The organism is Novosphingobium sediminicola (assembly GCF_014196525.1).
Lineage (GTDB): Bacteria > Pseudomonadota > Alphaproteobacteria > Sphingomonadales > Sphingomonadaceae > Novosphingobium > Novosphingobium sediminicola.
In genome coordinates, this window is record NZ_JACIDX010000008.1 from 1 (window position 1) to 12717 (window position 12717).

At 63.2% G+C, this 12717-nt stretch carries 14 protein-coding genes; 6 read left to right on the plus strand and 8 right to left on the minus strand.

Translation table 11 applies throughout. The annotated features are described in order from the left end of the window. The coding region (locus tag GGR38_RS11115) for an IS3 family transposase (RefSeq protein ID WP_183625499.1) at nt 1–405 on the plus strand (405 nt) is incomplete at its 5' end. On the opposite strand, the gene GGR38_RS11120 is transcribed toward GGR38_RS11115, so the two are convergent. The 7 genes from GGR38_RS11120 to GGR38_RS11150 form a co-directional block, all read right to left on the minus strand. After that, entirely contained in the window at nt 402–1139 is a 738-nt protein-coding gene (locus GGR38_RS11120) for an Abi family protein (protein WP_183625502.1), read from the minus strand. The two genes, GGR38_RS11115 and GGR38_RS11120, sit on opposite strands and share 4 nt — an antisense overlap. A gap of 199 nt (nt 1140–1338) precedes the next feature. Further along, nucleotides 1339–1800 (minus strand): hypothetical protein, encoded by a 462-nt coding sequence (locus GGR38_RS11125; protein WP_183625504.1) that lies wholly within the window; start codon nt 1798–1800, stop codon nt 1339–1341. Between the two features lie 17 nt (nt 1801–1817). Beyond that, complete coding sequence (locus GGR38_RS11130; protein WP_183625507.1) at nt 1818–2129, minus strand: hypothetical protein; 312 nt, start codon at nt 2127–2129, stop codon at nt 1818–1820. Between the two features lie 566 nt (nt 2130–2695). After that, nucleotides 2696–4621: a methyl-accepting chemotaxis protein gene (locus tag GGR38_RS11135; RefSeq protein WP_183625509.1), complete on the minus strand. Its 1926-nt coding sequence runs from the start codon at nt 4619–4621 to the stop codon at nt 2696–2698. A 288-nt stretch (nt 4622–4909) separates the two neighbouring features. Then, on the minus strand, nt 4910–5884 hold the full coding sequence (locus tag GGR38_RS11140) for a hypothetical protein (protein ID WP_183625512.1): 975 nt from the start codon (nt 5882–5884) through the stop codon (nt 4910–4912). A 172-nt stretch (nt 5885–6056) separates the two neighbouring features. Beyond that, complete coding sequence (locus tag GGR38_RS11145) at nt 6057–6839, minus strand: OmpA family protein (RefSeq protein WP_183625514.1); 783 nt, start codon at nt 6837–6839, stop codon at nt 6057–6059. A gap of 110 nt (nt 6840–6949) precedes the next feature. After that, nucleotides 6950–8179: a S8 family serine peptidase gene (locus GGR38_RS11150; RefSeq protein ID WP_183625517.1), complete on the minus strand. Its 1230-nt coding sequence runs from the start codon at nt 8177–8179 to the stop codon at nt 6950–6952. A gap of 134 nt (nt 8180–8313) precedes the next feature. On the opposite strand from GGR38_RS11150, the gene GGR38_RS11155 reads away from it, so the two are divergent. The 5 genes from GGR38_RS11155 (at nt 8314) to GGR38_RS11175 (ending at nt 11697) form a co-directional block, all read left to right on the plus strand. Further along, complete coding sequence (locus GGR38_RS11155; protein WP_246404509.1) at nt 8314–8763, plus strand: RNA polymerase sigma factor; 450 nt, start codon at nt 8314–8316, stop codon at nt 8761–8763. Continuing rightward, a complete protein-coding gene (locus tag GGR38_RS11160; protein ID WP_183625519.1) occupies nt 8760–9524 on the plus strand; it encodes an anti-sigma factor in 765 nt (254 codons plus the stop codon). The genes GGR38_RS11155 and GGR38_RS11160 overlap by 4 nt, the downstream gene beginning before the upstream one ends. A gap of 156 nt (nt 9525–9680) precedes the next feature. Beyond that, nucleotides 9681–10673, plus strand: coding sequence for a substrate-binding domain-containing protein (locus GGR38_RS11165; RefSeq protein WP_183625521.1), 993 nt, complete (start codon nt 9681–9683; stop codon nt 10671–10673). 188 nt (nt 10674–10861) lie between these two features. Beyond that, entirely contained in the window at nt 10862–11170 is a 309-nt protein-coding gene (locus GGR38_RS11170; protein ID WP_183625523.1) for a cystatin domain-containing protein, read from the plus strand. Further along, a complete protein-coding gene (locus GGR38_RS11175; protein ID WP_183625525.1) occupies nt 11167–11697 on the plus strand; it encodes a DUF2478 domain-containing protein in 531 nt (176 codons plus the stop codon). Before GGR38_RS11170 ends, GGR38_RS11175 begins: the two co-directional genes overlap by 4 nt. Here GGR38_RS11175 and GGR38_RS11180 read toward each other — a convergent pair. Then, complete coding sequence (locus tag GGR38_RS11180; RefSeq protein WP_183625527.1) at nt 11666–12655, minus strand: LLM class flavin-dependent oxidoreductase; 990 nt, start codon at nt 12653–12655, stop codon at nt 11666–11668. The genes GGR38_RS11175 and GGR38_RS11180 overlap by 32 nt on opposite strands. Nucleotides 12656–12717: the final 62 nt, after the last annotated feature.

Consider the following 12717-nt stretch of genomic DNA (forward strand, 5'->3'; position numbering starts at 1 on the left):
TCCCGCCGCGTCGTGGGCTGGTCAATGAGTGCCACCATGACCGCCCAGTTGGTGGCAGATGCTATGATGATGGCAATCTGGCGCCGGGGCAAGCCCGATGCCCTGCTCCATCATTCGGATCAGGGCAGTCAATACACGAGCGAGCAGTTCCAGCGCTTGATGCAGGATAACGGCGTGACTTGTTCCATGAGCCGCTCGGGCAATTGCTGGGACAATGCGGCGATGGAAAGCTTCTTCTCTTCCCTCAAGATCGAACGGGTCCGCAGGAAGGTCTACCGATCACGCGACCAGGCCAGAGCCGACGTGTTCGATTATATCGAACGTTTCTACAATCCCACCCGCAGGCACTCGACGTTGGGCTATGTCAGTCCTATCGACTTCGAACGTCAGGCTGGGGTAGCCTAAGGAAGCTTATCTCGGTGTCCATCAAACCGGCAGCACCTCATTTGGGCAAGCTTAGGAGGATGCCGGAATCCTCGATTCCAAAGGCGTCCGTGATGAGCGCATATATTCCGAATGTCTGTGACGTGACGCACAAGCGGCACCAGCACGGTTTCGGGCAACCCCAGTGGTTGAGCTATCCGGTTCCGTAGGGCTCGCTCCCCAAGGTTGGAATACCATTTGGACAACTGCCCGAAGGACATCATTTCTGCGACCATCCAAACGGGGGGCAGTGCGGGGGAATCATAATTTTCGCGGTAATGCTTCACGTAAGTCTCTCGTGACCAACCAACCTCCCCCGCCAGCTTCGACAGGTTTTTGTGCAACTCTTCCCGGTCGCCATAAAGAGCAGCGTCAAGATAGGTGTGCCCGTCGCCTAATTGGCCAAGTTCGTAAGCCCAACTGCCCCGCAATGCGACCTCAACATGCTCTGTCCCGCGCATCACCACCCGGCGAAGATTGCGGTCAAAGTCATAAAGGTTGGTCACTCGCGCAAAGGTCGTGCCGGGCTTGAAGCGGTCTCCCGGATGATCCTTTGGATGCTCAAAATAAAGCCAATAGGCACTAAGTCGGTAATAGCTAACGTGGCGCAACCAGTAACGCGCAACGTCGTCATCAGGAATCGCCATGCCGTGCGATTTCAAGTGAGCAATTTGCTGTTCCAAATTCAGGGCGGGCTTGGTGTAGGTGCGAGTCATGCGGCACCATACTTGCACCTATGTGCCCCAAAATAAAAGACCCGCCCAGTGTGCATATCCTTGTGGATAGAGGCCGGGCGGGTGCGATTGCCCCGAGATACGCATCAAATACCAACAAAGCAATAACGGATTTGAACGAACGCGACGAATGGAAATCTCTGTTGCGTGTGGGTATCCATCAGGCATGGAGCGGTGGGCGCTACGCCCACCCATCACCCATCACCTCGGCTGGCCACGCAGCCATAGGGATGGAGGCAAGGTCCAGCGTGCGCTCGGAGATAACCCACCCCTCTGCAATCTCTACCAGCGTTTCACGCTCGTGCGCGTTCATAAAGCCGCCTTCCAACCATTCTTGGCAATGCCCCTCAGAAATCCGCAGGCTGCCTGTGAACCAGGAGGCGAGCACCCGGCGCCCTTGCCCCGGAAAGACGGTCCCCAGCGTCAGCTTGGGGCCGTCTGCCATCCCTGGCCGCAGGTAAACCAGAAATAGCCGCCCCTCCACCAACCGCCACGTGGCGATATAGCCACGCCAGAGGGCCGAATAACTGCAATCGAGCTCGGGCCGCGCGGGGCCTTGTTCAAAGTAGGCCTCCAGGGGCGTGGCCATTAGATCGCAGCGGCGATCCTGGTAATAGATGGTGTCGGGGATTTGGCTGGTCATTGGTCACTATCCATCGCTCAGCAAACGTGCCACTGGCTGTCGTTGCGCATGAAGGCCTTGATCCTGATCTGCTCCCACCGCGCGCCACGTTTGGTCGAGGACACTTCGTCGGCATAGCGTTTCAGGGCCTCCGTCATCGAGATACCTTCTGGTGGCGGCAGGGTCTCCCGAACGATGGCCTCTACGACGAAGCCTTCGAGTATCTTTGCTTCGGTTGAGATCGCCCAAGCTTCCGCTTGGGCCTTAGTATCGAAAGTGGCCGTTACCGTTTTTCCCTTGCGGCGGACCATGGCCCGCCATGATTTCTTTCGCTTCTGAATCGTCGCCATGACCTGACCTTTGTGCCAAATGTGTACCACGGTCACACCAGCACGAGGTCCAGTGCGGTTCGGTCCAAACCGAACGCCAGATTTGCTAGCGATGGTACAAATTGGTGCAATAGGGGGTCAGAAATGATCATTCCGAGCGAAAATCAGTAAAGAAAAATATATCTTTTACAGCATCTTATTGAAATTCCTGGACGTCAGAACGAATCTGCGGCTAAGGCTCTGGCTTAACCGCCGGTGTTTGTCCCCGTTCGGCGGTAATCGGACGATTCTGGGGGCCTGTGTGGGGGCCTATTGGTTTTGCCCAAAACAGGAGGCCCCCAAATGCCCCTTTCCGACTCTGCAATCCGCGCATTAAAGCCCCGAAAAACAGCCTATAAGGCCACGGACGAGAAAGGCCTCTACCTGTTGGTGAAGCCTACTGGCGGGCGCACCACTTTTCCAAGCGTTCCCATCTGACAACCAGCGCCCCGCCCTAAACCGGCTGACACCCTGCGCGCGCCAGGCACGGCAAACCCCCGCTCCGTATCCCGAAGCGAGGGTTTGCCTGTGAGAGAAGCGTTACAGCATCAGGCCGCGCGGCCGAAGTCGGCGTCATCCTCGTCCTCGCCGCCGCTCATCATATCCAGCGCAAAGCCTTTGACGCGCTCCTGCTGGTGCATGACGGAATTGGGCTTGGATTTCTTGACCTTGGCGCGGGGCGGCGGGGCGGCGCGGGTCTGGCGCGCGGGCGCGCTGCGCTGGACGGGCTGGGCGCTGCTCATGCTGTCCTCGGCGCTGACGCGGAAGAAGGAGACGATGTGCTGCAATTCGTCGGCCTGCGAGGCCAGTTCTTCCGATGTTGAGGAAATCTCGACCGAGGAGCTGGCGTTCTTTTGCGTCACACGGTCGAGCTGCTGGATCGCCTCGTTGATCTGGGATGCGCCAATGTCCTGCTCGCGGCAGGCGGCGCTGATTTCGGACACCAGTTCGGCGGTGCGGCGAATGTCAGGCACCAGTTTGGTCAGCATCTCGCCCGCCTCGGCCGCGGCCTTTACGGTGTCGGAGGATACGGCTACGATCTCGGCGGCGGCCACCTGGCTGCGCTCGGCCAGCTTGCGGACCTCGGAGGCCACCACGGCAAAGCCCTTGCCATGCTCGCCCGCACGGGCGGCCTCTACGGCCGCGTTCAGCGCCAACAGGTCGGTCTGGCGCGCGATTTCCTGCACAATGCCAATCTTGGCCGCGATGGTGCGCATCGCACCCACCGCCTTTTCCACCGCCGCACCCGACAATTCGGCATCGCGCGAGGATTGGCGAGCGATCTTTTCGGTCTGGGCGGCATTGTCGGCGTTCTGGCGGATATTGCCCGCCATCTGCTCCATTGACGCCGATGCCTCCTCGGTCGAGGCGGCCTGTTCATTGGCCCCCTCGGACAATTGCTCGGAACTGGCGGCCATCTGGTTGCTGCCGGCGGCGACATGATTGGCCGCGCCGCCCACATTCATCGCAAAGGCGCGCAGATTGTCGATCAGCCGGTTGACCGAATTCTTCATCTTCTGATGGTCGCCCTGGCATTCGATCTCAACACGTTCCAGCAGATCGCCCTTGCTGGCCAGATCCAGCACGCGATTACCCTCGCCAATCGGCAGCAGGATCGCATCAAGCATCCCGTTGATCCCGGCAATCAGCGCGGAAAAATCGCCAACGAAGCGGCGATCATCGCCCCGCTCGCTCAATTGCCCCGCCGTGGAGGCGTCGATCAGGCGGTGAATTTCCGTGGTGATAGCGCGCAGATTGGCGCGCAGAGCCTCGATAGTGTCATTGATAAAGGCCTTCTTGCCGGGAAATTGTTCGAGCGGCGCGTCGAAATCGCCCTCGCCGAACGCCTTGACGCAGGCCATCGCCTTTTTCTTCACCGCAATATGCCCGGCCACCATATCGTTGATGCCCTGCGCCACGGTGGCGAAATCGCCCTTGAACTTTTCGGCCCGCACCTTGACGTCAATCTCGCCCTTGTCATGCTCGGCCGACATATAGTTCAACTCGGTAATCAGCCCGCGCAGATTGGCGCGCAGGGTTTCGATCGTCTCGTTGATAAAGGCTTTCTTGCCGGGCAATTGCTCCATCGGCGCGTCGAAATTGCCGACGCTGAATTCCTTGATGCAGGCCATCGCCTTTTTCTTCACGGCGATATGCCCGGCCACCATAGTATTGATGCCTTGCGCCATTGCGGCCAGTTCGCCCCGGAATTTGTCCACCGGCACGATCACGTCAATATCGCCGCGATCATGCTCGCTCGACATGGTCTGGATGCTGCGGCCCAGCGTCTGCACCGGCTGCGCGGCGCTTTCCAGCAGCCGGTTGACGGCGGCCAGAATCACCTGCGTCTGCCCCTTGCCCACCGCAGGATCGACCCTCGCGCTCAGATCGCCGCTGGCCATGGCCGCTTCGACGCGCTCGATTTCCGCCACGATGGATTCGGGCGAAACGCTGGAGAAAATGCTAAGCGCCATGAACCAATTCCTCTTTACCGGCTCTTTATCGGAATGATTTTTCAAATTTTTTCGAAGCCGCCCTCCTTTCGCAATTTCACGAATGGAAAATCAGGCATGCTTGGGTTTTCAAGAATTACCCAATAAGTACATGGATCTTCTCGAATAACGGTAAATTGAAAGAGGGTCTTATCTAGGCAAATATCCGATGGGCGCTTTAGAACCGAATTCGCCTTAGAATTGTCCGCTGTCCCGGACATGAGAAAAGGCGGCCGCAAGGACCGCCTCCTCCCTTTATCCGCAACGGGTTCAGCGGGTCGCGCCGCTGACCTGCCCTTGTGCGGCATTCTCGATCTGCCGGCCATTCATGGTCGAGATCAGGCTCTTGCCATTGCCGCTGGCGGCCAAGTTACCGGCAGGCAACGTGATATCGCTGTTGCGGGCGCGCATCACCACGCTTTGCACCCGGCCGTTGCTGTCAGCCACCACCTGACGCACCTTGCCCAGACGCGAGCCGTCGGGGGCGGTGATCGCCATGCCGGGCTTGACGGCGGCGCTGCCCGCAACCTGCGAGGCCGCGCTGCCCGCCAGCGCCAGATTGCTGCTGCCAAGCGAACCGGCGGCGGAGAGCGAGTTTTGCGCGCTGCCCTGCGCGGCGGCGCTCAGGCCATTGGCGCGTCCGGCCACATTGGAAACGGCATTGGAGGCCGCATCCTTGCCGCGCGAGGCCACATCGGCCGCCGCCACATTAGCGCGCGAGGCCGCGCCCGATGCCGCAGAGCGCGCATCACCCACCGCCCCATTGGCCCGAGAAGCCGCCGCGCGGGCGCCATTGGCCACCTGATCGGTGCCGATCAGTTGCGCATTCGCGCTGCTGCTGCCCGTGGCCGAACCGCCGGCCGACAGCGCGCCATCAACCGCACGCGTGCCGGTCACCGGGGTGGTGGTCGTGGTCGTCTGGGTCAGATTGGCCGCGCCATTGCCGGTCACGCTGCGATTGGCGTCCACCTTGCCGTTGCGGGTGTTGACATGCTGGCTGCCGGTGGTGTTGCCGCTGGCCGTGGCGGTGCTGCGCGTGGTGGTTTCAACCTGCGAAGTGGCCGAACCGATGGTGCCCATCGATCCGAAACCGCCCATCGATCCGGCGCCACCAATCGCGCCGCCCAAACCGCCGCCGACAGCGCCCCCAAGACCGCCGCCGCCGCCCAGCAACTGGGCATGGGCAGGCACCGAGGCGAGGCTGAGAACCAGAGCGGCGAAAGTAAGGCTGGAAATGCGGGTCATGTCGTGTCTCCTTCATGATAATGTTGGGAACCACGTCTTGGGGTTCTGATGAGTAAACGAGTGTCGAAGCGGATTTCTTCCAAAGAAAATTCGAAATTTTTAAAAAGAAATCCCCGCAGAAAGGGATGAACCTCTCTGCGGGGACCTGCCGCCTGCAGTTGGTAGCCGTTAATCAGGCGGCATAGGGGGTGAGGATGATTTCGACGCGGCGATTGGCGGCGCGCCCGCTGATGGTTGCGTTCGAGGCAATCGGTTCGGTCTTGCCGAAACCCTGCACATGCATCCGCGCCCCGTTGACGCTGCGGTCGGCCAGATAATCGGCCACCGCATCGGCGCGCTGTTCCGACAGGCGTTGGTTATAGGTATAGGAGCCGATGGCATCGGTGTGGCCGTTCACATCGACATAGGTGGCCGGATATTTGCCCAGCGTGCGCGACACCGCGTTGAGCACGCCGTAAAAGCGCGGCTGGATGTCATGCTTGTCAAAGGCGAAGGTCACATCGGCGGGCATTTCCAGCACGATCTGATTGTTGCGCTTGATGACTTCGACCCCGGTGCCGCGCAGGTCATTTTGCAGCACGACATATTGGCGGTCGATATAGGCGGGCGCATCGGCATAGGTCACCGGCATGATCCCGGCGTTGACAATGGCCACCCGGCGCACCGCAACATCGGGAATGGCGGGGACAATGGCGGGAACGGCAACCACCGTGTTGACGCGGCTGACCACCGGCAAGGAGACCGCCGGGCGGGTAATGACGGGCGCGCGCACCACCGGCGCCTCAACCGCCTGCCCCACCGATCCGGCCACGCCCAGCGCCCCCGTCGCCCCGCCCAGCGCCCCGTCGATCCCCAAACCACCGCCAAGCCCGCCGCCCAGCAGCTGGGCGTGAACCGGGGCGGCCAGAGCCAGCGTCATGGTGGCGATAGCGGCGATGTTGAAAGTCTTGCTCATGATCTGTCTCCTTCATCTGTGCCAGCCCGTGGAAAGAGAGCGTTGTGACTGGCTATGATGAGGAAACGATGGGGCGGTGGGTTTTCTTCCCTGCGCGGCGCGGATTTTTTTCAAATGCCCTTGCGACAGGGATTGCACAGGATGCCCCGCCCCGCGCGCGCGCCTGCGGCCACCGCCTCTCGGTCGAGCGCCGTCAGACTCCGTCCCGGCCCCGGCCCCGCATAGGCCGCCAGACGCGCAGCCACCAGCGGCGCGGCAAAGGAGGTGCCCCGCAAAGTCACCCGCCCGGAAAGGCCAACCGCGGTCATATCCGCGCCGGGTGCGGCATAATCGAGATGGCTGGCCCGCCCCGCCTCGAACAATACGCGCCCCTTGCCGTCCACCCCGGTCACGGCCACCACATCGCGGTAAGAGGCCGGATAGGACAAAGGCGAGGCCGCACCATCATTGCCGACGGCGGCCACCACGAACATGCCCCGCGCCTGCGCCGCCGCCACGGCGCGCTCCAGCAAGGGATTGGCCGGGCCCACAAGGCTGATCGAGACGACCGGCACGCGCTGCTGCGCCATCCAGCCCAGCGCCTTGGCAATAGCCAGCGCATTGCCGCCCGCCGGATCCGCGCCATAAACATCTGCGGCAAACACATGCGCCACCCCCGCCCCGCCCAGCAGCGAGGCGATGGATTGGGCATGTTGATTGGGACGCGGCGCGCCGGTGGCGAAACCGGCCTGTGCCGACAGGCGGGCATCGGGCCGCACACCCCCGTCGATCAGGCCCACCGTGCCGCCCCGTGGCGAGGGGATGGCCGGGGCGCCAGTCGCAGGCACGGTCTGCCCCCCCATCTGGCCGCCGGGGAAATGGATCTGATCCGCCGTCACGGTCTTGGCGGGCAGCAGCTTTTGCAAGGCCCGCGTGGCATCGGGCAAGGTCACACCGGCAGGGGTTTCCAGCCGGGCAAAACCCACACCCAGCCCCTCCAGATCGCCCTGCTCCATCAGCCGATAGCCCGATTTTTCCGCCAGCATCAGCGCGGCCGGATCGGGATCGAGCAGCAGCAGTTCATGCGCGCGGGCGGGCGATCCATTGGCGTCCATCGCCACAATATTGCGATTGCGGCGCACAAAGGCATCAAGCCGCTCCAACCGCAGATCGGCCAGCGCGGCCACATCCTCAAGCGGGCGCGTCACCAGCGATGCGGCCTCGTCCAGAGTACCGCGCAGCCTGTCGGCCGCCCCGCCCAAGGTCTGACCGACAGCGGGCAGGCCAAACTGGGCCAGCGCAGGCCCCGCCCCCGCCAGCAGCGCGGCGACAATCCCCAGCCTGATGAACCGCTGTCGCACTCTCTTGCCCTTTGTTCAAAAAAATCGCACCAACGCGGAAGAAACGAGCGTGGTCGTCCGTTTCATCCATGACAAGGTGCAAATCATTGCCAACGGCTCAATTCAGCGAAGGACTGGTCAGGCTTTTGCCGCAGATGCGGCGGTTTGCCCGGGGTTTGACGCGCGATGGGGCCGATGGCGACGATCTGTGCCAGATGACGATCGAACGCGCGCTCAAGTCCTCGCATCTGTGGACCGAGGGGACGCGCCTTGATTCATGGGTGTATCGGATCATGCGCAACATATGGATCGATGAGGCCCGCGCGCGCAACCGCGCCAGCCAGACCTTCGCCCCCGAAGAGGATGGCGAGCATGTGGGCATGGCGGGCGATGTGGGGATCGAGGCCCATGTCGAACTGGGCAATGTGGACCGCGCGATGGCGCAATTGCCCGATGAACAGCGTGAGGCGGTGATGCTCGTGCTGGTCGAGGGCTTTGCCTATAAGGAGGCGGCCGAAATCATCGGGTGTCCGATAGGCACGCTCACCTCGCGTCTGGCGCGGGGGCGCGAGGCGCTGATGCGCGCTTTGGGAGAAGAATCATGAGCATCAGCCGCGAAGAAATCATGGCCTATGTCGATGGCGAAATCGACGAAGCGGCACGCGAACGCATTACGCTTGCGGCGCTGGGCGACCTTGACCTTGCCGAGGCGATTGCGCGCGAGCGGGCCTTGCGCGAACGGTTGCAGGGGCATTTTGCGGGCGTGGCGCAGGAACCCGTGCCCCCGGCGTGGGAGGCGATGATCCGCGCCGCCGCCCCAGTGGCCGAACCGGCCCCTGCGGTCATGCCTGCCCCCGTCATCGACCTTGCGCAGGTGCGCCGCCGCAAGGCCGAGGAGGCCAAGGCCGCCCAGCCCAAAATCCCCCTGTCACAGCGCAAATGGTTTGGTGGGGCGATTGCCGCCGCGCTGGTCATGGGCCTGTTCCTTGGCGGACAGATGATGGGACGCGAAGGGCCGATCACGGCCAAGGACGGCGCGCTGCTGGCCTCGGGCGATCTGGCCCATGCGCTCGACCGGCAACTGGCCGCCGACGATGGGGCAACGCGGATGATCGCCACATTCCGCCGGGGCGATGGAACGCTGTGCCGCGCCTTTTCGGGGGCCTCTGCCTCGGGCGTTGCCTGCCATGGCGGCGATGGCTGGCGGCTGGAGCATGTGATGCCCGGATCGGGCGCATCGGGCGCGCAATATCGTCAGGCTGGCTCGGCCGATGGCGCCGTCATGGCTATTGCGCAGGACATGGCCGTGGGCGAGCCGCTGGACGTGGCGCAGGAAAAAGCGGCCAAGGACAAGGGCTGGCGCTGAAATTTCCACCGTTTGTACTTGCCCGTTTGAACTCTGTGAAAAAACAGGGTTGAAATCCTCTGCCCTTGCGCTCTAGGTTCGATATGACAACGGTAACATAAGGAGCGCCGAAAGCGGGGGCAACAATCGCTTTTCCGGCGCAGGCAGAGGATAGTCGTGACCACCATCAAGGATGTGGCCGAGCGCGCGGGCGTTTCGATCAAGACCGTTTCGCGCGTGCTGAACGAAGAGCCGCATGTGCGCGCGCAGGTGAAGGAGCGCGTGCTCGAAGCCGCGCGCGAACTGGATTACAAGCCCAATCGCGCCGCCAGCCGCCTTGCGGGCGGGCGCTCTTTCCTGATCGCGCATCTCTATGACAATCCCAACCCCAGCTATATTTCGGCGCTGCACATAGGCGCGGCGCGGCGATGTCGCGAGCTGGGCTATCATCTGGTGGTCGAGCCGGTGAACAGTCAGGACAAGGATCTGCTGGGTCTGGTCCGGCGCCTGTTCGCCACAATTGCCCCCGATGGTATTTTGCTCAGCCCGCCCCTGTCGGAAAACACCGAATTTGTCGAAAGCGTGCGGCAATTGGGCGGGCGGATCGCGTTGATCTCGGCCACGCATGGCGATGAATGGACGCATATTTCCACCGATGAACGCGGGGCCAGCAAGGCGATCATGGCGCATCTGCTGGGTCTGGGCCACCGCCGTATCGGCTTTGTGCGCGGCCACCCCCAGCATTTCGGCGCCACCTTGCGCTATGACGGCTATTGCCAGTCGCTGGTCGAGGCCGGGCTGGAGCTTGAACCGGCGCTGGTGGCGCAGGGCTATTTCGACCTGCAATCGGGGCTGGAGGCGACCCGCAGCCTGCTGGCCCTGCCCGAGCGGCCCACGGCGATCTTTGCCTCGAATGACGAGATGGCGGTGGGTGTGCTGATGGCCGCGCGCGAATTTGGGCTGAATGTGCCGGAGGATCTCTCCATCATCGGCTTTGACGATACGCCGATGAGCCGCCTGATCTCGCCCGCGCTGACCACCGTGCGCCAGCCCTTGGAGGCGATGGGCGCAGCAGGGGTGGAGACCATCGTCTCGCCCGACAAGGCGCCGAGGGATTATCTGGATTTCGAGATCATCCTGCGCGATTCCTGTGCGCCGCCGAGGGGGTGAAGGGAAGTTTGCCTCCGGCGGGCAAAGGGACTCGTCCCTTTGCAATCCCGTTATTTTGGTGTGGGTTTGATGGCGGGTGGGCATTCCATGATGATGGATAGCCGCTGCGCGGCGGGGTTGCCCGGTATGAAACTTGCCTTTCGCGGCGGGGGGCGGCATCGTAGGTTTCGCGATGAAAGGATACGGGAATGAAGGCAGGATTGGCAGCGCTGATAGCCGGAATGCTGGTCGCCTCTCCCACCTCCGCGCAACCTCTGGCAGGCGGATGGAGCGCGGGCCAGACCACCAATCCCGAAGTGCGCGAAGCGGCGCGTTTTGCGGCGAGCCAATTGGGCCATCACGCACGCCTCGCCCATATTGACGCCGCCAGCCAGCAGGTCGTCGCGGGGATGAATTATCGCCTGACGCTGCGCCTGACCAATCGGCAGCGTTGGGAGGTGACGGTGTGGCGGCAGTTGGACGGCACAATGAAGCTCAATGGAAAGCAGCGGCTTTGAGCGCCCCCGTCCTTGGCGCCATCATGGCCGAGCGCTCCGCCAGCGCGCAGGCCCTGCTGGCCCAGATCGTCGCGCGCTGGGGCGGCCCCTTGCGCATCGCGGGCGTGATCGAGGAGCCACCGGCAAGCGGCGAGGATTGCTCGCCCGGCACGTTGGTCAGCATCCATGATGGCGCGCGTTTCCCGCTGGGTCAGGATCTGGGCTGCGAGGCGCAGGGATGCACGCTGGATTCGGGCGCGCTGGTTTCGGCGGCAGCTTGGGTGGAAACGCGCCTCTCCCAACCCTGCGACCTGCTCATCCTCAGCAAATTCGGCAAGATGGAGGCCGAGGCGGGCAGCGGTCTGCTCTCTTGCCTGCTGATCGCGCTCGACCGCGCGGTGCCGGTGCTGCTGACGATCTCGCCCCGCTTTGTCGAGGCATGGGCCGAATTTGCCGGACCCTATGCCCAGACCCTGCCGCCCGACATGGCGGCGGTCGAAAGCTGGCTGGAACAGATCACAGCGCCCGCATCGCTGCCGCCGCAATAGAAAAGCTGCGCCGCCGCGCTTCCTGATCGAACATCTGGCCCGCAACGATAATCTCATCCGCCCCGGTCCGCGCGATCAGACGGCGCAGCATAGCCTCGACATCGCCCCGCGTGCCAATGGCGGTGCAGGCCATGACCTGATCCAGCATGGCGCGATGGGGCGCGGGCAGGTTCTCGTAATAATTTTCGACCGGCGGCCGCACCAGCCCCCCGCCCTGCCCGGTGCGCAGCGCGACAAAGCCCTGCTGCATCGTGGTGGCAAGGAAACGCGCCTCATCCGCCGTATCGGCGGCAAACACATTGCAGGCCACCATCACATGCGGCCGGTCCAGCACCGCCGAGGGGCGGAACAGGCGGCGATAGGTGTCCACCGCCTCGTCCAGCATGGCGGGCGCGAAATGCGAGGCAAAGCCATAGGGCAGACCAAAGGCCGCCGCCAGTTGCGCGCCATAGGTGCTGGACCCCAGCACCCACATCTCCGGCTTGGCCCCCGCGCCCGGCACGGCGGGAAAGCCCGCCCGTGCATCGCCCGCGAAATAGGCCTGCAATTCCATCACCTGTTGCGGGAAAGCATCGGGATCGCCATGGCGCAGCGCCATCGCCACCCGCCCGTCCGACCCCGGCGCGCGCCCCAGCGCCAGATCGATCCGCCCCGGATAGAGCGCATCAAGCGTGCCGAATTGCTCGGCAATCTGCAAAGGCGCGTGGTTGGGCAGCATGATCCCGCCAGACCCGATACGGATCCGCGACGTATGCCCGCCCACATGCGCCAGCACCACCGAGGTGGCCGCCCCGCCGATGCCGGGCATGCCGTGATGTTCGGCCACCCAGTATCGGGCAAACCCTTCGCCCTCCGCATGGGCGGCAAGGGCGGCGGCGTGGCCATAGGCCTCATGCAGCGTGCCGCCTTCGAGAACGGGGACAAGATCGAGGACGGACAGGGGGATGGACTGGCTCATGCGCCCCTATCTGGGCATGGGGCTGGCGCGCTGCAAGGAGCGCGTTGATATGGAGCGCGATT